Below are 20,031 nucleotides of genomic sequence, written 5' to 3' on the forward strand. Positions count from 1 at the left end.
GCCAACCCGCGCTAAGCGGCAACCGGAACATCAACACCGTCCGGAACCGCTACGGGAACATGAGGGTGTTAAAGGGAGTAGTCATGAAGAAAGTTCTTCTTGCAGGCGCCGCACTGGGTCTTCTGATGTCCGGTTCCGCTTGGGCCGACATCACAATCGGCACGGCCGGACCAATGACGGGTCAGTACGCGACTTTCGGCACCCAGATGAAGGCGGGTGCAGAGCTGGCCGTAGAACACATCAATGCAGCCGGCGGGGTCCTCGGTGAGAAGCTGGTTCTGGAAGTCGGCGATGATGCGTGTGACCCACGTCAGGCCGTGAACGTTGCCAACCAGATGGCGGGCAATGGCGTTGTCTTCGTGGCTGGTCACTTCTGCTCGGGTTCCTCGATCCCGGCCTCGCAGGTCTATGCCGAGGAAGGCATCATCCAGATTTCGCCCGGCTCCACCAATCCGACTTTTACCGATGAGCGTCCCGGCGATGGCATCTTCCGCATGTGCGGCCGTGACGACCAGCAGGGCGACGTTGCCGGCAAATACCTGTTCGACCATTTTGGAGACAAGAAGGTCGCGTTCATCCACGACAAGACGGCCTATGGCCAGGGTCTCGCCGATGCCACCAAGGCAGTCTACGAGGCTGCAGGTGGGAAGCCGGCTCTCTATGAAGCCTACACGGCTGGCGAAAAAGACTATACCGCGCTGGTTTCCAAGCTGAAGTCGGAGGGCGTCGGCGTCCTCTATGTCGGCGGCTACCACACCGAGGCGGGGCTGATCCTGCGTCAGATGCGCGAACAGGGCATGGACACCATTCTCGTTTCGGGTGACGCACTGGTCACGGATGAATATTGGGCCATCACCGGCGATGCCGGCGAGGGCACGCTGATGACCTTCTCGCCGGATCCGCGCAAAAACCCCGACGCTACTGACATCGTCGAGCAGTTCCGCGCGAAGGGCACCGAGCCGGAAGGCTACGTCCTCTACACCTACGCCGCTGTTCAGGCCTGGGCACAGGCAGCAGAGGCTGCAGGCAGCGTGGATCACGACGCCGTGGTCGAGAAGCTTCATTCTGAGACGTTCAAGACCGTGCTTGGCGATTCCTCCTTCGACGAGAAGGGCGACAGCAAGCTGCCTGGCTACGTCTTCTACGAGTGGAAGGGCGGCCAGTACGACTACATCACCGAGTAATCATCACCCGGTGAAGCATTTGACGGCCCGGCGCTTGCGCTGGGCCGTTTGTTTTGCGGGTGCGTAAATTTTGTTGCAGTGCAGCATTATCCGGCTAAGTTTACCTTTCGTCAGTTTCGGCTCAGGAGTGCTTTAACTTGAAGATCAGCAAGCTGCTTGTCGCCAACCGTTCTGAAATTGCTATCCGCGTTTTCCGCGCGGCAAATGAACTGGGCATCAAAACTGTTGCGATATGGGCCGAAGAAGACAAATACGCACTCCATCGATTTAAAGCCGATGAAAGTTACCCGATAGGCCGCGGACCTCATCTGCAAAAGGACCTTGGCCCCATCGAGAGCTATCTGTCGATCGACGAGGTCATCCGGGTTGCAAAGCTTTCCGGTGCAGACGCCATCCATCCCGGCTACGGGCTCCTGTCCGAGAGCCCGGAATTTGCCGAGGCATGTGCGCAAAACAACATCATCTTCATAGGGCCGCGCGCCGATACGATGCGCAAGCTTGGCAACAAGGTTGCCGCGCGTAACCTTGCCATTGAGGTCGGCGTGCCCGTGGTGCCCGCCACCGATCCGCTGCCTGACGATATGGACGAGGTTGCGCGCTTGGCCAGCGAGATCGGCTATCCTCTGATGCTCAAGGCATCCTGGGGAGGTGGCGGACGCGGCATGCGCGCCATCCGTTCGGAGGCGGACCTTGGCCGGGAAGTCATTGAAGCCAAGCGCGAGGCGAAAGCCGCCTTCGGCAAAGACGAGGTCTATCTGGAGAAGCTGGTGGAGCGCGCGCGCCATGTCGAGGTGCAGGTTCTTGGCGACACACACGGCAATGTTGTTCATCTTTTCGAGCGCGATTGCTCGATCCAGCGGCGCAACCAGAAGGTCGTCGAGCGTGCGCCTGCCCCTTATCTCGATGACAGCCAGCGTCAGGAACTGTCCGCGTACGCACTGAAGATCGCAAGGGCCACCGATTATGTTGGCGCCGGCACGGTCGAGTTCCTGATGGATGCAGTTACCGGCAAATTCTACTTCATCGAGGTCAATCCGCGCATCCAGGTCGAGCATACCGTCACCGAGGAGGTGACGGGCATCGACATCGTCAAGGCGCAGATCCGCCTGCTGGAAGGTGAGGAGATCGGAACGCCGCAATCGGGTGTTCCACGGCAAGAGGAGATACGTCTTCACGGCCATGCATTGCAGTGCCGCATCACCACCGAGGATCCGGAGCAGAATTTCATTCCGGACTATGGGCGCATCACGGCTTACCGCTCGGCTGCCGGATTTGGCATTCGTCTTGATGGCGGCACGGCATATTCGGGCGCGATCATCACCCGCTATTACGATCCGCTATTGGTCAAGGTGACCGCCTCGGGCGGCACGCCGGAAGAAGCGCTGGCCCGGATGGACCGAGCGCTGCGAGAGTTCCGGATTCGCGGTGTGGCGACGAATTTGACCTTTCTTGAAGCCATTATCGGCCACGAGAAATTTCGCGATAACTCCTACACGACCCGCTTCATCGACACGACACCCGAGCTGTTCAGCCACGTCAAGCGGCAGGACCGCGCCACCAAGCTTCTCAACTATCTCGCCGATGTGACGGTGAACGGACACCCCGAGACACGCGGCAGGCCCAAGCCCAAGAAGGACGCGGCGCGACCGCGTGTCCCCTACATCGATGCGCCGGTTCAGGCGGGCACCAAGCAAAGGCTGGATGAGCTTGGGGCGAAAAAGTTCGCCGAATGGATGCGTGCTGAAAAGCGTGTGCTCGTCACGGATACGACGATGCGCGATGGGCATCAGTCGCTTTTGGCAACCCGCATGCGAACATACGATATCGCACAGGTCGCGCGCGTCTACGCCAAGGCCTTGCCGCAGCTTTTCTCCCTCGAGTGCTGGGGCGGCGCGACATTCGACGTTTCGATGCGGTTTCTGACGGAAGATCCGTGGGAGCGCCTGTCGCTGGTGCGCGAAGCTGCACCGAATATCCTGCTGCAAATGCTGCTGCGGGGCGCGAACGGCGTCGGCTATACCAACTATCCCGACAATGTCGTTCGCCACTTTGTCCGTCAGGCTGCTACCGGCGGAATCGATCTTTTTCGCGTCTTCGACTGCCTCAACTGGGTCGAGAACATGCGTGTCGCGATGGACGCGGTGATCGAAGAGGGCAAGCTGTGCGAAGCTGCGATCTGCTACACTGGTGACATCCGCGACCCCAGCCGGGCAAAGTATGATCTAGCCTATTATGTCGCTCTGGCGCGGGAGTTGGAGCGGGCAGGCGCCCATATCATTGCGGTTAAGGATATGGCGGGGCTGCTGAAGCCGGCGGCTGCCAAGGTACTCTTCAAGGCGCTGCGCGAGGCGACCGATCTGCCGCTTCATTTCCACACGCACGACACGTCGGGCATATCGGCAGCGACGGTTCTTGCCGCTGTGGAAGCTGGCGTTGATGTGGTGGATGCGGCGATGGATGCCTTTTCCGGCGGGACATCGCAGCCCTGCCTTGGCTCGATCGTAGAGGCGCTCAAGGGGGATGAACGAGACACAGGCCTCGACCCGGAATGGATTCGCCGCATCTCGTTTTATTGGGAAGCGGTGCGAAACCAATATGCCGCGTTCGAGAGCGACCTGAAGGGCCCTGCTTCCGAAGTCTATCTGCACGAAATGCCGGGTGGCCAGTTCACCAACTTGAAGGAGCAGGCGCGATCGCTCGGGCTTGAGACGCGCTGGCATGAAGTTGCGCGTGCATATCATGACGCGAACCTGATGTTCGGCGATATCGTCAAGGTGACGCCGTCATCCAAGGTGGTCGGCGATATGGCTTTGATGATGGTGAGCCAGGAGCTTTCCGTCGAGGATGTGATGAACCCTGATCGCGACATCGCATTTCCGGATTCTGTCGTCTCCATGCTGCGCGGCGATCTCGGCCAATCCCCGGGCGGCTGGCCACAGGCGTTGCAGAAGAAGGCACTGAAAGGGGAAGCACCGATCACGGCTCGCCCCGGCTCGCTACTGCCGGACGCTGATCTTGATGCCGAGCGAAAGCAGATCGAGGGCAAGATCGAACGGGGGCTAAGCGAGGCGGAATTCGCATCCTATCTGATGTATCCGAAGGTCTTTACCGACTTTGCGGCCGCGCAGGCGGAATACGGCCCCGTCAGCGTTCTTCCGACACCATCCTACTTCTACGGCATGGAGCCGGAGGAGGAGATCTACGTGGATCTGGAGCAGGGCAAGACGCTGGTCGTCCGCTGTCTGGCGCTCGGTGAGACGGACGATCAGGGCATGGTGACCGTCTTCTTCGAACTCAACGGTCAGCCGCGGCGGGTCAAGGTGCCAAACCGCAAGGGCGGGGCAAGCGCAGTCAAGGCAAGGCGCAAAGCGGAACCTGGCAACACCGCACATATTGGCGCGCCGATGCCTGGCGTCGTCTCGACCGTTGCCGTCGCCTCCGGCCAGCGCGTCAAGGCCGGTGACGTGCTCCTGTCCATCGAAGCGATGAAGATGGAGACGGCTTTGCATGCCGAGCGAGACGGCGAAGTGGCAGAAGTGCTCGTCCGGACCGGCGAGCAGATCGACGCCAAGGATTTGCTGGTCGTCTACGCCTAGCCCTTAACGATAGTCGACGAAGCTCTTGTAGATGTAGCCTCGTCGGCCATCGAAGCTGACTGCGCACCAGCTGGCGCAGTCGGTCTCGGCTTCAATCTCAGCTCGTGCCGGCACGATCGCAAGGACTTCAGCCTCGTCGCTGGGGCCGGCACGCATATTCACGGATTGCGACGCGGTCGCAGCCCGAAAACCGGCCGCCCCGATCGGTTGCGGGGCCTCGACGTCGCCCTTCTCTTCCAGCTGCATCCGCTCCAATTGTTCGATCTCGTCCTCGGTCTCGGCAATCGGAACTGCTGGCATGAAGACTGTCTCGGAAGGAACGGCCTGCAGGATGGAGCCGGTCTCGCGGGGATCGGCGACTTGAAGCTGGATCGCGGTTTCGATCGCCGCGTCAGGTTCTGCAACTTGCACTGCCCCCACCTGCGGATCCGCAACATTCTCGGTTGCCGTGGTCGTGATCTCTGCTTGCGGCGGTGGCGCTGGCGTTGCCTCGACAATGGCTACATCGCCGGCAAAGGCGCGAAACAGAAAGAACATCGCCACGGCGCCGACGAGTGTTACCGCGATGGGGGCAGCAGCCGGGGGAAGGTCCTGAATGAGAATCTCGGACCGGCGACGTCGCCTCCCATCAGAACTTAACGGGGCAAGGAAAGGTTCGGTCTGTGGGCTTTTTCGCCAGGATGATTTTTCCACGAGGAAACTCCGGTGCGACGCGAACTGCTACGCTGCGCAAATCTTGATGGAAATCCATGGAATGGGAATGTGGCCTCGTTTCGTCACCAATGTGGCATCGAGAAAATGTAACACCGAAATCTGTATCACCACGCTCGGCGATTGACGGGGCGTTTAACCGATTTAGATTGCCTCGTGCTTCCTCCAGGGATCTTCAGTGAAATGAGCCCAGAAAGACAAGCCGCTCGCCTCGGACGTTGGGCGGTTGCTTCCATGTTCTTCGCCAACGGTTTCGTCACCGGCAGCTGGGCTCCTCAAGTGCCGCTGCTGTTGTCGCGATTTGATATCGCCGAAACGATTGTCGGTCTGTTGATCCTCATATTTGGACTCGGTGCGCTGGTCGCGATGCCCACATGCGGCTGGCTGATGAGCCGATACGGTTCAAAGTCTGTACTACGCGGTTTCGGCGCAGTTCTCGGTATTGTGCTGCCCGCCGTGGCGCTGGCACCTAACCTCTATCTTGTTATCCCGGCCATCTTCGCGCTTGGAGGCGTGGTCGGGGGGATGGACGTTGCCATGAACACCAATGCGGTGGAGACGGAGCGACAATTGGGACGAGCGATCATGTCCTCGTCGCATGGCTTCTGGAGTCTTGGCGGGTTTGCTGGCAGTGCAACGGGCGGATTGCTGATCCAGGGCACCGGCCATGTGACACAGTCGATCATCGTTGGCGCCGTGGCGTATCTGATGGTGTTTGCCGTCTGGCGCTGGCTGATCGGAGCGCCGGTCGAGACCTCCTCTACTCGCCGCGAGCGGTTCCGTTTCCCGCGGGATCCGCTGATCTATCTCATCGGCATCATCGCCTTGTTCTGCATGATCCCCGAAGGATCGGTGCTGGAATGGGGTGCAGTACATCTTCAGCGCAGCCTTGGTGCCGACATCGGCGTTGCCGGCTTCGCCTTCGCAGGCTTTGCTGTGACCATGGCCGTGATGCGCTTCATGGGGGACGGGATCCGCAACCGCTTTGGCGCGGTCAGGACGCTGCGCGTGTCGGCTCTGATTGCCGCAGCCGGGATGTTGATGGCAGGTCTGGCTTCGACGCCTCTGTGGGCGATAGCCGCCTTTGCCCTCGCTGGGATTGGAGTTGCCAACATGGTGCCGATAGCCTTCTCGGCAGCTGGGAATCACCAAGGCATAGCTTCGGCCACGGCTGTCAGTGTCGTTACCACGATGGGGTATTCCGGAATGCTGGTGGCCCCGTCCGCCATCGGCTTTATCGGAGAGAGGGTCGGCTTCGCCGTAGTCTTTGTGGCGCTGTCAGGTTTTTTGTTGGCCGTCAGTGCGATGGCGGGATCTGTGCGGCGTGCCGACTTTAACGCAAACGCAGGTTAGGTTGAACCGGACAAGGAAGAAGCTGGCATCGGTCGCTTCTTCCTTACCGGCGGCGATAATTATTAAATCCGTCCCATCAGGACGAGAATCAGGACAATTACGAGGACCACACCAAGAATTCCGGACGGTCCGTATCCCCATCCGCGTGAATGCGGCCAGGCCGGAAACGCGCCCAAAAGTATCAGGATGAGGATGATGATAAGAATTGTACCCAAGGTCATCTTGTCGCCCTCTCGCTAAGTCACGCCTGAACAATGTTGGCGTCACAAAAACGTTCCATATGAAACAGTTCGAGGTGAACGCGCTCTATTCGGCGGCCTTGCTATAGGCGGGAAACTTCACGTCGTCGGGTTTCTCAGCTTTCTCGCTGGTCTTCTTTCGCCGGAAAATGCGCGACAGGAGGCTCTGCCTTTTGCCCTCCCGTGCCGCATCTTCGGAGGTGAAGATCATCAATGCGGATGGGGTCACGATCAGGGTGAGGATGGTCGCGAAGGTCAGGCCGTAGACGATCGCTGATGAAAGCGAAATCCACCATTGCGTCGAGGGGGCGTTGATCGTGGTCTCGTGGTGGAAAAGCTCCAACCCCAAACCGAGCGCGATCGGCAGGACGCCCAATATCGCGGCCGCAGCCGTCAGAACCACCGGCCGCGCGCGCTCCCGGCAGGTCTGGAGCACGGCGTCCACCTTGCTCCAGCCTTCGTGGCGCAAGCGATCATATGTGTCGATCAGCACGATGTTGTTGTTCACCACGACGCCCGCCAGCGCGATCACGCCGATGCCGGACATGATGATGCCGAAGGCCTGCCCGGTGATCAGAAGACCGAGGAATACCCCGATCGTCGCCATCACCACCGTCATCAGCACCAGGAACACGCTGGTGAACTTGTTGAACTGGGCAAGAAGCACGATGAAGATCAGGAAGACAGCAGCGCCGAAAGCCTTCGACAGGAATGCACTCGCTTCGTCGCTCTCTTCGCTCGACCCGGCGAGTTTCCACTTGGCGTTGCCAAGATCCATCTCGCCAACCGCTTTCGCGACCTCCGCCTGAACGGACGCCGTCTGGAAGCCATTGGCGACATTTGCCTGGATGACGATGGTGCGCTCCCCGTCTATCCGGTTGAGGATACCCGTACGGGGCTCGGCCTTGCGCGAAACGAAGTTGGAAATCGGTACCGATCCTTGCGCTGTTTCAATCCGCAACTGATCGAGCGTTGAAAGGGTGCGGCGGTCTTCGGGCAAGCGCAGCCGGATGTCGACGGCGTCATCAGCACCGGCCGGGCGGTAATCCGTCAGTTTGAGGCCGGTCGTGACAAGCTGCACCGCTGTACCGACCGCAATCGGGCTGATGCCATACTGGGACGCCTTGGTGCGGTCGACGGACAACGCCCAGTCGACGCCGGGGGGCGGCAAGCCATCGGCAATGTCGATCACGCCCGGAACCTCCGCAATGCGCGCAGCCACGCGTCTGGCCTGTTCATCAAGCCCGGTCGGATCGGTGGCGGAGACGCGAATCTGGATCGGCTTTCCGGTCGGCGGCCCCGCATCCGGCACCCGGACTTCAACGTCCACGCCGGGAATTCCGGCCATGACGACGCGCAACTCATCGAGAATTTCGTTGGCAGGTTTGCGCTCGCGCCAGTCGACGAATTCGTACTGGATGATGCCGACGACGTCCTCGGCAACATCCTGTCCGCCGCCGCGGCTCTGTCCAACGCTGGTGTAGACGGACTTCACGCCCGGCCAGCCGAGGAGGCGCTCCTCAGCGATACGGGTTGCGGTGTCCATCTCGGCAAGGGACAGGTTGCCACGCGCATGGACGTAGAGGAGGCCATAGTCGGGTTCGACATTCGGGAAGAATTCGACGCCAGCCCCGTAGTGGGAATAGCTGTACATGACGCCGCCCAACAGGAGGATAGCACCCAGCATCACAGTCTTTGGGTAGGTGACCGCCTTCTTGACGATGCTCATGTAAAGGCCGTCGCGTCGTTCCTCTTCCGGAATGACATGAGTGTGGGCAAATTTGGCGCCGATAGCAGGCGTGAACACGAGCGCGAACAGCATCGACGCTGCCAGCGTCACAATCAGCGTGATCGGCATGTACATCATGAAATTGCCGACGATGCCGGGCCAGAACAGAAGTGGTGAGAACGCCGCAATGCGTGTCAGGGTTGCTGCAGCAACTGGTCCTGCCATGCGCTTTGCTGCGAGTTCGAAAGCCTCCTCGCGGGGCATTCCTTCGGACATGCGCCTTTCGGCGAATTCGACCACGATGATCGCGTCATCAACCAGCATTCCGACCGCAAGGATCAGACTGAACAGCACAATCATGTTGATCGTGAAGCCCATCAGCGAGAGCAACAAAATGCCGATGAGGAACGATGACGGGATTGCAAGGCCGATGATCAGCGATGAGCGTCCCGACAGCGCGTAAAGGATCACGATAAAAACGAGGATCACGGCGATGAGAACATGGTTCTGCAATTCGCCCAGAAGCTGATTGATGAAGGTAGACTTGTCCTGTGTGTAGGTGACGTGCATCCCCTCAGGCAGGTTTTTCTGGAAGCTGTCTGCCAGAGCCTTCACCTCATCGACCGTCTCGACAAGATTGGAGCCGATCCTTTTCTTCACCTCGATCGCGATGGCGGGCCTGCCATTGATACGGCTGATCGTTTCGGCATCCTTATGGCTGGAGCGGATCGTTGCGAGGTCCTGCGCCCGGACAATGGCGTTGGGCCCGGCGACAACCGGAAGATTGGCGACATCCTCGACAGACTCGATCAGGGCCGGCACCTTGACGGAGTACCGTCCCTCCGACCCCTCTATCGCGCCGGCCGCAACAAGGCTGTTTGAGGCGCCGACGCCCTGGATCAACTGGTCGAGCCGAAGCCCATAGGATGACAGTTTCATCGGATCGATGATAACCTCGACGAGATCATCGCGCGCGCCTTTCAGCACGGCCTCCAGAACCCCTGGAACCTCCTCGATCCTGTCGCGCAGTTCACGTGCCGCACGGGTCAGCGTCCGTTCCGGTACGTCCCCGGACAAGGTGACAACCAGAACCGGAAATTCGGAAATGTTGACCTCGTGGACGCTCGGCTCTTCAGCTCCTTGCGGAATGTCGCGCCTTGCGTCCGAAACCTTGCTCCTTGTGTCATCAAGAGCGGTCTTCAGATCGGTCGATGGATCGAATTCGAGCAGAACAAAGCCGCCACCCTCATAGGCGGAAGAGCGCATCTCCTTGACGCCCTTGATCGTCTTCAGCTTGGTTTCGACTGGCCGCAGAAGCAGGCGCTCCGAGTCTTCCGGGGAGATCCCCTGATAGACAAGGCTCACATAGATGATCGGGATAGGAACGTCCGGCTCGGCTTCCTTTGGGATGTTCACATAGGCAAGTGCGCCCGCGATCATAAGGAAAACGAGGGTCGTAAGCGTCAGCCGCGAATTGCGGATCGCCAGTTTTACTATGTCCATGACCGACCCCTTAAAGGGCTCCGCCAGCCGTCACCTCGACCAGCTTCTTTATTGTTTCCGGGTCTGCGTCGACCGGATTCACCACGTCGCCTTCGGAGATCATCTCCTGTCCGGCGACAATGATGCGCACGTCGTTCGGGATTCCGCCAAGGACAAGGCCGCGCGGTGTGTCGTCAACCAGGTCAATCGGGAAGAACACCACCTCGTTGGCGCCATCAACTGCGCGGATGCCGAGGTCGCCTTCGGCGCTGAGTGTCACGACGGACCGAGGCAGAAGCGTGGATGGGACGGGATCTGCCCGCAAGGTGATCTCGGCGGTCATCCCCGCAGGGATGTTTCCCTCCGGATTGGCGATTGCGACTTCCACCCGGAAGGTGCGGGTTGTGGTCGTTGCATCACGGCTCACATGGCGAAGTTCGCCTTCGACTTCCATCCCGTTGACCAGGCGCACTTCAGCCTTGTCGCCTGGAGCCACAAAGCCCAGATCACGTTCTGAGACCTCGCCGCGGGCAAGGATCGGGTCGAGGTTGAGGATCGTGGCGACAGGCGCGCCCGGCTGGACGGCAGTGCCAAGTTCAACGTCGATCTTGTCGATCGTGCCGCTGAACGGGGCGCGCAGAATGTTGCGGTTCAGCTCGGCCTCTGCCGCCTCGAGCTGCGAGCGCGCGGCTGCAACTGCGGTGGTGGCGCTGTCGAGCTGCTGTTTCGAGATGCTTCCCTGGCGGGCAAGCTTCTGTGCGGCATCCAGTTCGGTCTGTCGCTGGGCAAGGGTCTGACGCGCGGATTCCACCGCGGCTTCCTTGCCTTCTGCTTCGAGCTTCATGATGACATCGTTGCGCTCGACGACGGTGCCCAGCTTGATCGGCAATTCCTCGATCACCCCGGCAGCCCTCGCAGCGAGCACAGCCCGCTGATCGGCGTCGGTATATCCCGACATGCGGATGGCGCGGGAATGCTCTATCTGCACCGGCTTGATCACGCCAACGGTACGCAGCGGGCTGGTTTCTGCACCTGGTGCCGATGGTGCGGCTGTTGCCGCTTCACTGGCGGCGCTGCCGACCGACGAGAACTCTCCGGTGGCTACCCAAGCCACCGTTGCAAGAAGCACGGCCACCGCCGCGATCTTGTGAAATTTGATCTTGGGCATCGAGTTATCCAGCTCAATGTTCTCGTTCGAAGTGATGCCGATCCAGTGATGGCGGCCTGGCGAACGTAAGGTCCGTCGGACAATTCAGCTAGGTCCGTAGAACAGAAGCCCTTCTACAGCAGTATCCATTGCCGAAATAGTCAGAAAAAATGAAGCGCTTATCAATTCTCGTCGTAGTATCGGGCATGCATACAGCAGAGCCTGGTTGTCTCATCGGCTTGGACGCCGCCTTATAGCTAAAGCGCAGCCCGCGTCCGGGCAACGAGCAGCACAGGGGCTGGTGACAGGGTTTGTCAGGAAAGGCGGCGAGTGCAGATAAACATGGCCACGGAATCGTCATCATTAAGGCTCCTTCCTGCGTCAGGTGCCTTGCTCGACAGAGTTTGACGTGTTCATGCGCTAGGTTTGTGTTAGAAGGCCGAAAATCCCTTTCCGCCGCTTGCGGCGTAGATGAGTTTGACCGCGATGTTTGAATTTCTCGACCGTCCGCTGGAGCGCCGTATCACAGTGGGTGTGAAGGTGGGCGACGTGATGGTGGGCGGCGGCGCGCCGGTTGTTGTCCAGTCCATGACCAATACGGACACTGCCGATATCGATGCCACGGTAGCGCAAGTTGCTGCGCTTCATCGCGCGGGCTCGGAGATCGTTCGGATCACCGTGGATAGAGATGAGTCCGCCGCGGCGGTCCCGCATATCCGGGATCGGCTTGCGCGGCTGGGTACCCACGTGCCTCTGGTCGGTGATTTCCACTATATCGGACACAAGCTGCTTGCCGATCATCCGGCCTGCGCCGAGGCATTGGCGAAATATCGCATCAACCCAGGCAATGTCGGTTTCAAGGACAAGAAGGACAAGCAGTTCGGCGCGATTGTCGAAACGGCCATCCGTCATGACAAGCCTGTCCGCATCGGCGTGAATTGGGGGTCGCTCGATCAGGAGCTGCTGACGCGGCTCATGGACGAGAACCAGAATTCCGGGTCGCCGCTGACGGCGCAGGAAGTGACCCGTGAGGCAATCGTTCAGTCCGCCCTGATCTCGGGCGAAATGGCGGAAGAGATTGGCCTGTCGCGCGACAAGATCATTTTGTCGGCCAAGGTCAGTCAGGTGCAGGACCTGATCGCGGTCTATGTCGAGCTTGCCAAGCGCTCCAACCTTGCCTTGCATCTTGGCCTGACCGAAGCTGGTATGGGGTCCAAGGGTATTGTTGCCTCGTCGGCGGCGATGGGCATCCTGTTGCAGCAGGGCATTGGCGACACGATCCGTATCTCGCTGACACCAGAGCCGGGCGGTGATCGTACCCGCGAAGTGCAGGTGGCGCAGGAACTGCTCCAGACCATGGGCTTTCGCCAGTTCGTACCGATCGTCGCGGCATGCCCTGGCTGTGGCCGCACGACATCCACCGTCTTCCAGGAGCTTGCGGCGACCATTCAGGAAGATCTGCGGCGCAACATGCCCGTCTGGCGGGAAAAATATCCGGGCGTGGAAGTGCTGAAGGTTGCGGTGATGGGCTGCATCGTCAATGGCCCGGGCGAGTCGAAGCACGCTGACATCGGCATTTCATTGCCCGGAACAGGCGAGACGCCATCGGCGCCGGTCTTTATCGATGGTCAGAAGGCAGCGACGCTGCGCGGGCCGAACATCGCCAAAGATTTCCAGGGCATGGTCGCAGACTATATTGAGCGCCGCTTCGGCATCGGCGGACAACGCGCAGCCGAGTAGGCGGACAATCGCGCCAGCCAGCCGTTTCTGCTGGCGCGGCTGCCGTCAAGACGTCCGATAAGCGATGTATTCGGCAGCATGCTTGAGCATGGCTCCGCGTTCGCCAAAGGGCGCGAGGATTTCGTTCGCCTGGTCAACGAGCCCCTTCAACTGCTTGCGTGTCCATTCGATGCCGTGGAGCGATACGAGCGTGCCCTTTCCGGCATCGGCGTCCTTGCCTGCCGCCTTTCCAAGCGTGATGGCGTTGGACGTTGCATCGAGAAGGTCGTCGGCAAGCTGGAAGGCAAGGCCGATCGCCGAACCGAACTCGCCAAGCCGTTCACGCTCTTCAATCGAGGCGCTGCCTATGATCGCGCCAGCCTCGCAGGCGTAGCGGATCAGCGCGCCAGTCTTCATTGCCTGCAATGTCACAATGCCGGCCTCGTCGGGCTTCACCTTCTCCGCCGCAAGATCAAGCGCCTGGCCTCCGGCCATCCCGCCCAGCCCGGCAGCGCGCGCAAGGCTTTGTACCAGTGAGAGCCGTGTCGATGCCGACAGCTCTGTTGCGTCGTCGGCAATGATGTCGAAGGCGTAGGTCAGCAGGCTGTCGCCTGCGAGAATTGCGGTGGCCTCATCGAAGGCTCGATGAACCGTTGGCTGGCCGCGGCGCAGATCATCATTGTCCATCGCCGGAAGATCGTCATGGATCAGCGAGTAGCAGTGAATGCACTCAAGCGCTGCCGCCACGCGCATCGCAGCTTCATTGCCCGCGTCGAACAGCGCAGCGCTTTCGATGATGAGAAATGGGCGCAAACGCTTGCCGCCATTGAGGACGCCATGTCGAATGGCGCGCATCAGATTTTCGGGACGAGCGATCTCCCCAGGCAACAAATGGACCGAGAGGAGCTTGTCGAGGGTGGTCTCAACGCCGGCGGCATGGGTGGCCAGAGCCAGTTCGAAATCGGGGGAGGGCGTGTCAGTCATGGCGGAGCGATGACCGCAAAATGAGGCGCGGTCAAGCCATGCGACGTTGCACTGGGGTGTGTGCGTCTGTATTCCAGAACCAGTGAAGCAAGAGGCGACAGGTGGATCTGCGGACGGACGAGGCCGGCATTGGCAAAGTGTCAGGAAAGCGTGGCCGCAAAACGAAGCGCAAGCGCACCCTGATTCGTCGCCTCCTGGCGCTGCTGGTTCTGTTGGCGTCTCTGCCGGTGCTTCTGACGCTCGCTTACCTGCCGCCTTTCGTTCATCCGGTCTCGACCTTGATGGCCAAGGATATGGTGCTTTTGCGTGATTACGAGCGCAGATGGACGCCGCTCAGCGACATCAGCCCGCGCCTCGTCAATGCGGTGATGATGTCGGAGGATGGTCAGTTCTGCTCTCATCACGGGATTGATCTTGGTGAATTTCGTGCCGTCGTGCAGGACTTCCTTGCCGGGGAGGGCGCGCGCGGCGGCTCCACAATCACCATGCAGACCGTCAAGAACCTGTATCTGTGGCACGGGCGCTCCTATATCCGGAAGGCAGTTGAACTGCCTTACTCGGTGTTCATGGACGCCATCATGCCAAAGCGCCGCATCATGGAGATTTACCTGAATGTGGCGGAGTGGGGCCCTGGTATTTACGGGGCCGAAGCAGCGGCACAACATCATTTCGGCAAGTCGGCCCGCAATCTGAGCGCACGCGAGGCGGCCCTGCTTGCCGTCACGCTGCCTAACCCGCTAGCACGCACTCCAGGCAAGCCCAGCGCGGGGCTTAACCGCCTCGCAAACCGGATTGAACGACGTGCAAGGCAAGCTGGCGGCTACAATCACTGCGTCCGTTAGCTGCTAAAGCAAAATTTTGTATCGGGACGCTGGTCAAATGCGCGCCGCCAGTGTATAGGCAGCGCGACTTTCCTGGTCATCGGCCGAACTGCGGGCCCTTTTCAACGAGGGCGGCTACGGCATGTTGACCGAAAACCGGAGCAGGATCCATGGCCGTACCTAAACGAAAGACCTCGCCGTCGAAGCGCGGCATGCGCCGCTCAGCCGACGCGCTGAAGGCACCGACCTATGTCGAGGACAAGAATTCGGGCGAGCTTCGCCGTCCGCACCACATCGACCTGAAGACGGGCATGTACCGCGGTCGCCAGGTTATGGAGCCGAAGGAAAGCTAAGGCTTTCCTCGGTGTCCTGTATTATCGAAAGGCCGGCGCTTGCGTCGGCTTTTTCTTTATCTGCTGCTGCGGATGCCGCGCCGGCCTGAGTTCAGGAGATGCCAATGCTGTTCCAGATCCCGCTGATGATCATTCCGTTCATCCTGTACAATCTGGGCCTCCTCGGTCTTTTCGGCGATGTCTCCGATCCGTGGCGGGTTGAGTTGTTTTCGCTGGGCATGCTGTCAGGCGGGGTATGGTCGATGACGCTCGCGGACATGCTGGTCTTGCTGTCACTTGTGCTTCTGTTCGTTGAGGTGGTGAAGGCCACGCGAACGTCGAACGCATCGGTGCTCGATCATTTGCTGTCAACGTTGGTGTTCGTTGCCTTCCTGGTCGAGTTCCTTCTGGTCCAGCGGGCTTCGTCGTCTCTTTTCTTCATCCTCATGGCGATTGCGTTCGTCGACGTTCTCGCCGGATTTGTCGTTTCCCTGCGCGCGTCATCGCGCGACATCAATCTGCGCTAGGCAAAAAAAGAGCCCGGATGTCGGGCTCTTTCCTGTTCGAAACGGCTGGCCTCAGCCGCCGTCGCCGACGAAGCCTGCAGCTTCAATGCCGGTCTTTGCAACGAGCTCGTCATTGTCAGAGGTGTCGCCGGACACGCCAACGGCGCCAATGATCTCGCCGTCCTGGCCCTTGATCAAAACGCCGCCCGGAACCGGAACCGCGTTGCCGCCGGTTAGAGCGACATAGGCGCCAACGAAATGCGGGCGATCAAGCGCTGCCTGGTTAAGTTTGCGCGAGCCCGCGCCGAACCCGATAGCGCCGAATGCCTTGCCGCGGGCAATCTCGATCCGCATGAAAGGCGAGCCGTCCTGTCTCTGGGCCGAGACGGTGTGGCCACCAACGTCAACCACGACGACGCACAGTGGGTTGAGGCCGAGTTCTGCGCCCTTGGCAAAGGTGGCTTCGATGATGGTGTTGGCTTGTGCCAGCGTAAGATAAGTCATTCTGGGTACTCCTGATCAGCGCGGCGGGACCATAGGGGATGACTTTACGTTTGGTAATAGGACGCAGGGACGTTGAGGCGGAAAGCTGCCTCCATGCACAAGAAGGCGCTTCCGTCAGCAGGCTGAAAATACAGGGATGCCGCCTCAGCTTCCGAGCTGATCCAGCTTTCGCTGCATCGCTGCAATCTGCTCCTTCAGCTCCTTGAGATCATCATTGTCCCTTGAAGCGGCGGGCGAAGGCTCTTCCGGTTCCGCTGGCTGCGGGGGGAAGGGCGTGAACATGCGCATCGCATTTTGAAAAAGTTCGATATTGCGCCGGGTCTGTTCTTCGAGCGCCTTCATCGGGTTGGTTGACTGCATCATCTCCAGCGGAGACTTGCCAAGAGCGCTGTTCATCTGCTCGCGAAACCGCTCTTGCTCCTTAGCGAAAGCGATCATGGACTGCTCAAGAAAGCTTGGCACGATCGTCTGCATCTGGTCGCCATAGAAAGCGATGAGTTGTCGAAGAAAGGAGACAGGCAGCATGTTCTGCCCTTCCTTGTTCTCTAGCTCGAAGATGATCTGTGTCAGCACCGGGTGGGTAATATCCTCGCCCGACTTTGCGTCCTGAACGGTAAACTCCTCACCGCGTTTCACCATTCCGGCAAGGTCTTCAAGGGTCACATAAGTGCTGGTCCCCGTGTTGTAGAGCCGCCGATTGGCATATTTTTTAATGACCACAGGGTCCTGTTTCGCTGGCATTCGTGACCTCCCGCATGGGATGCTGCGTTAGCGGGCAATTACCCTCGGCCTCTCCCCCGACGCCGAACTGCAAGGATAGGCCTAAACGAGACACAATGGGAAGGGGGATGGTGCAGTGCAGTGAATCGATGTTGCGGCACACTTCAGGTTTGACTCGTAACGATGAAACGGCAACAAATCGGCAAATGTCACGCCGATGAACCGCTTCCTAGCGAGGAACCAAATGTCTGCCATCGTTGTAGCGAGCGCCGCCCGCACCCCCGTCGGATCGTTCAATGGAGCGTTCGCCGATACGCCAGCCCATGTGCTTGGCGCCGTTGCCATCACGGAAGCGCTGGCGCGCGCCGGAGTTGCCGGTAGCGAGGTGGACGAGGTGATCATGGGGCAGATTCTGACCGCAGGGCAGGGCCAGAACCCTGCACGTCAGGCTGCAATGGCTGCAGGAATTCCGCAGGAGGCATCTGCCTGGGGGCTGAATCAGCTTTGCGGCTCGGGTCTTCGCGCGATCGCAATCGGCATGCAGCAGATCCAGACCGGCGATGCAAAAGTGATCGTTGCCGGTGGCCAGGAATCCATGTCGCTCGCGCCTCATTGCCAGCATCTGCGCTCGGGCACCAAGATGGGTGATCTCAAGTTCATCGACACGATGATCAAGGACGGGCTCACCGACGCCTTCTACGGCTATCACATGGGCAACACCGCAGAGAATGTGGCGCGTCAGTGGCAGCTTACCCGCGACGAGCAGGACGCGTTCGCGGTCGCATCGCAAAACAAGGCTGAGGCCGCCCAGAAGGCGGGGCGCTTCAAGGACGAGATCGTCCCGGTCACCCTCAAGACCCGCAAGGGAGAGGTGGTTGTCGACGCTGACGAATATATTCGACACGGTACCACGCTCGAGAGCGTTCAGAAGCTGCGGCCTGCTTTCGACAAAGAAGGCACCGTGACCGCTGGCAACGCTTCCGGCATCAATGACGGTGCTGCTGCGGTCGTGCTCATGAGCGAGGAAGAGGCAGCGCGTCGCGGGATTACGCCGTTGGTGCGGATTGTGTCCTGGGCGACGGCAGGTGTCGATCCGCAGATCATGGGCACCGGCCCCATCCCCGCCTCACGCAAGGCGCTGCAGAAAGCTGGCTGGAGCGTCGACGATCTTGATCTCGTTGAGGCGAATGAGGCCTTCGCGGCGCAGGCCTGTGCCGTCAACAAGGATATGGGCTGGAATCCGGACATCGTGAACGTCAATGGCGGCGCGATTGCCATAGGCCATCCGATCGGCGCATCGGGTGCTCGCGTCTTCAATACGCTGGTGTTCGAAATGCAGCGCCGCTCCGCGAAAAAGGGGCTCGCCACGCTGTGCATCGGCGGCGGCATGGGCGTTGCCATGTGCGTAGAGGCGCTGTGAGGATGGCGAGGTCTTCAGTCGCCCTTGCCCTCGTCAGTATCGCTCTCTTCTCATCAAGTTCCTTCAAAGCTGAAGCACAGCCGTTCATTCCCGACGATCTGGCCCTTTGCATGGCTGCCCATTCCGGCCATGCAGAGGCTGAACTGATGAAGAAACTCTTCATCGCCGCATTGCAGGATGACGTCGACGGCATGCGGACAGGCGTCGCCGATCTTGGTGCTGCAATGGTCAAGCTCGCGACGCGCAAATGCAACGTCAAGCTTGCTGACCTTCAGGCCGCGGAGTTCGAGGCCGCGGGTTCAAAGTACGGGGAAATTCTCGGAGAGCGCATCATTCAGGAGGCGTTCTCCAAACTTTAGCCGCAACTCATGAGTGTAGACGCACGGCACGTGCCGAAGGAGGGTAAATGACAAGGACTGCTCTCGTAACAGGTGGGTCGCGCGGCATTGGCGCTGCGATTGCGGTGGCTCTCAAGAACGCAGGGTACAAGGTTGCTGCAAATTATGCGGGCAACGACGAAGCGGCGAGCAACTTCAACGCTGAAACAGGCATCCCCGTCTACAGATGGTCGGTGGCCGACTACGACGCCTGTGCTGCGGGTGTCGCACAGGTAGAGGCTGATCTCGGGCCGGTGGACGTGCTGGTTAACAATGCCGGCATCACGCGCGATGCGATGTTTCACAAGATGACGCCGCAGCAATGGCGTGAAGTGATCGACACCAACCTCAATGGCGTGTTCAACATGACCCACCAGGTCTGGACCGGCATGAGAGACCGCAAATTCGGTCGTATCATCACCATCTCGTCAATCAATGGCCAGAAGGGGCAGATGGGGCAGGCCAATTACTCTGCCGCAAAGGCGGGAGATCTCGGCTTTACAAAAGCACTCGCGCAAGAAGGCGCGCGCGCCGGGATCACTGTGAACGCGATCTGTCCGGGATATATCGCGACGGACATGGTGATGGCGGTGCCTGAAAAGGTTCGCGAATCGATCGTCGCGCAGATTCCGGTTGGACGGCTGGGCGAGCCCGAAGAGATTGCTCGCGCGGTGCTGTTTCTTGCCTCTGATGAATCCGGCTTCATCACGGGATCGACCTTGTCCGTCAATGGCGGTCAGTTCGTCGTTTAGGTCCAATGTTGGAGGGGGGCGGCTGGATCTGGCTGCCCTTCGCTGACCAAATGGAACCGTCCGAACGCCAGAATCCTCGAAATCGTTAATATTTGCCAGCTTTGTGTCGCCCGCGAATCACAGCGGAGGCGGCGGAATAGTGGTGCGGAGGAGGCTGTTCACCACATGTTGTGGAGAACAAATCAAGAATCTTGCAGAAGAAGTGATTCGTAGCCGATTCGTTCCGCGTTTGAGCCGAACGTTAATGCCGGGGGCGGGTACTGTATCTAACGGTAAATATTGTGTTTAGTTTTTCCGTGTTTCTTCTGAGGCTTGGGCTTGCTGACAGCGCTGCTTTTGCCAAAATTTTGCAGCTGACTTCAGGCGCGTTAACGATTGGAAGGCGCAATCGGCGTGAAAGCCCCTAAGTTCGGTGATCGTCTGGTGCCGCCAGGGGATTAACTACTACATGTAGC

The 20,031-nt window shown here is 59.7% G+C and carries 17 protein-coding genes; 10 read left to right on the forward strand and 7 right to left on the reverse strand.

Annotated elements, in window-relative coordinates:
* Window positions 1-83 precede the first annotated feature (83 nt).
* A complete protein-coding gene (locus IOD40_RS16425) occupies window positions 84-1,184 on the forward strand; it encodes a branched-chain amino acid ABC transporter substrate-binding protein (protein WP_198477784.1) in 1,101 nt (366 codons plus the stop codon).
* A 137-nt stretch (window positions 1,185-1,321) separates the two neighbouring features.
* Window positions 1,322-4,780 carry a pyruvate carboxylase gene (gene pyc / locus IOD40_RS16430; protein ID WP_198477785.1) on the forward strand — a complete coding sequence of 1,153 codons (3,459 nt, stop codon included), beginning with the start codon at window positions 1,322-1,324 and terminating at the stop codon, window positions 4,778-4,780.
* 3 nt (window positions 4,781-4,783) lie between these two features.
* Here pyc and IOD40_RS16435 read toward each other — a convergent pair whose 3' ends face one another.
* Window positions 4,784-5,317 carry an SH3 domain-containing protein gene (locus IOD40_RS16435; protein WP_198477786.1) on the reverse strand — a complete coding sequence of 178 codons (534 nt, stop codon included), beginning with the start codon at window positions 5,315-5,317 and terminating at the stop codon, window positions 4,784-4,786.
* Window positions 5,318-5,674: 357 nt separating this feature from the next.
* On the opposite strand from IOD40_RS16435, the gene IOD40_RS16440 reads away from it, so the two are divergent.
* Complete coding sequence (locus IOD40_RS16440; protein WP_198477787.1) at window positions 5,675-6,844, forward strand: MFS transporter; 1,170 nt, start codon at window positions 5,675-5,677, stop codon at window positions 6,842-6,844.
* 62 nt (window positions 6,845-6,906) lie between these two features.
* On the opposite strand, the gene IOD40_RS16445 is transcribed toward IOD40_RS16440, so the two are convergent.
* The 3 genes from IOD40_RS16445 to IOD40_RS16455 all read right to left on the reverse strand — a co-directional run bounded on the left by IOD40_RS16445 (window position 6,907) and on the right by IOD40_RS16455 (window position 11,462).
* Window positions 6,907-7,065 carry a DUF3309 family protein gene (locus IOD40_RS16445; RefSeq protein WP_198477788.1) on the reverse strand — a complete coding sequence of 53 codons (159 nt, stop codon included), beginning with the start codon at window positions 7,063-7,065 and terminating at the stop codon, window positions 6,907-6,909.
* 85 nt (window positions 7,066-7,150) lie between these two features.
* Window positions 7,151-10,315, reverse strand: coding sequence for an efflux RND transporter permease subunit (locus tag IOD40_RS16450; protein ID WP_198477789.1), 3,165 nt, complete (start codon window positions 10,313-10,315; stop codon window positions 7,151-7,153).
* 10 nt (window positions 10,316-10,325) lie between these two features.
* Window positions 10,326-11,462, reverse strand: a complete 1,137-nt coding sequence (locus tag IOD40_RS16455; RefSeq protein ID WP_198477790.1) for an efflux RND transporter periplasmic adaptor subunit — start codon at window positions 11,460-11,462, stop codon at window positions 10,326-10,328.
* Between the two features lie 465 nt (window positions 11,463-11,927).
* Between IOD40_RS16455 and ispG the strand changes: the two genes are divergently transcribed.
* Window positions 11,928-13,181 carry a flavodoxin-dependent (E)-4-hydroxy-3-methylbut-2-enyl-diphosphate synthase gene (gene ispG, locus IOD40_RS16460; protein WP_198477822.1) on the forward strand — a complete coding sequence of 418 codons (1,254 nt, stop codon included), beginning with the start codon at window positions 11,928-11,930 and terminating at the stop codon, window positions 13,179-13,181.
* Between the two features lie 45 nt (window positions 13,182-13,226).
* Here the strand turns inward: ispG and IOD40_RS16465 are convergent, their stop codons facing one another.
* The gene (locus IOD40_RS16465; RefSeq protein ID WP_198477791.1) at window positions 13,227-14,144 is read right to left on the reverse strand and encodes a polyprenyl synthetase family protein; all 918 of its coding nucleotides are present in this window, start codon (window positions 14,142-14,144) and stop codon (window positions 13,227-13,229) included.
* Window positions 14,145-14,245: 101 nt separating this feature from the next.
* Here IOD40_RS16465 and mtgA point away from each other — a divergent pair, with 101 nt between their 5' ends.
* From mtgA to IOD40_RS16480, 3 genes are all read left to right on the forward strand, one after another.
* Window positions 14,246-14,986 carry a monofunctional biosynthetic peptidoglycan transglycosylase gene (mtgA, locus tag IOD40_RS16470; protein WP_198477792.1) on the forward strand — a complete coding sequence of 247 codons (741 nt, stop codon included), beginning with the start codon at window positions 14,246-14,248 and terminating at the stop codon, window positions 14,984-14,986.
* Between the two features lie 149 nt (window positions 14,987-15,135).
* Window positions 15,136-15,318: a 50S ribosomal protein L32 gene (gene rpmF, locus IOD40_RS16475; protein ID WP_198477793.1), complete on the forward strand. Its 183-nt coding sequence runs from the start codon at window positions 15,136-15,138 to the stop codon at window positions 15,316-15,318.
* 104 nt (window positions 15,319-15,422) lie between these two features.
* Entirely contained in the window at window positions 15,423-15,824 is a 402-nt protein-coding gene (locus IOD40_RS16480) for a hypothetical protein (protein ID WP_198477794.1), read from the forward strand.
* A 51-nt stretch (window positions 15,825-15,875) separates the two neighbouring features.
* Here the strand turns inward: IOD40_RS16480 and IOD40_RS16485 are convergent, their stop codons facing one another.
* Together IOD40_RS16485 and phaR are read right to left on the reverse strand one after the other, a co-directional pair.
* Entirely contained in the window at window positions 15,876-16,307 is a 432-nt protein-coding gene (locus IOD40_RS16485; protein ID WP_198477795.1) for a GlcG/HbpS family heme-binding protein, read from the reverse strand.
* Between the two features lie 144 nt (window positions 16,308-16,451).
* The gene (phaR, locus tag IOD40_RS16490) at window positions 16,452-17,048 is read right to left on the reverse strand and encodes a polyhydroxyalkanoate synthesis repressor PhaR (RefSeq protein WP_198477796.1); all 597 of its coding nucleotides are present in this window, start codon (window positions 17,046-17,048) and stop codon (window positions 16,452-16,454) included.
* 223 nt (window positions 17,049-17,271) lie between these two features.
* Between phaR and IOD40_RS16495 the strand changes: the two genes are divergently transcribed.
* The 3 genes from IOD40_RS16495 to phbB are packed head-to-tail and all read left to right on the forward strand — an operon-like array spanning window position 17,272 to window position 19,576.
* The gene (locus IOD40_RS16495; RefSeq protein WP_198477797.1) at window positions 17,272-18,447 is read left to right on the forward strand and encodes an acetyl-CoA C-acetyltransferase; all 1,176 of its coding nucleotides are present in this window, start codon (window positions 17,272-17,274) and stop codon (window positions 18,445-18,447) included.
* Between the two features lie 2 nt (window positions 18,448-18,449).
* Window positions 18,450-18,806, forward strand: a complete 357-nt coding sequence (locus IOD40_RS16500) for a hypothetical protein (RefSeq protein ID WP_198477798.1) — start codon at window positions 18,450-18,452, stop codon at window positions 18,804-18,806.
* A gap of 47 nt (window positions 18,807-18,853) precedes the next feature.
* Window positions 18,854-19,576, forward strand: coding sequence for a beta-ketoacyl-ACP reductase (phbB, locus tag IOD40_RS16505; RefSeq protein ID WP_198477799.1), 723 nt, complete (start codon window positions 18,854-18,856; stop codon window positions 19,574-19,576).
* Window positions 19,577-20,031: the final 455 nt, after the last annotated feature.

It is taken from the genome of Aquamicrobium zhengzhouense, from assembly GCF_016124105.1.
GTDB lineage: Bacteria > Pseudomonadota > Alphaproteobacteria > Rhizobiales > Rhizobiaceae > Aerobium > Aerobium zhengzhouense.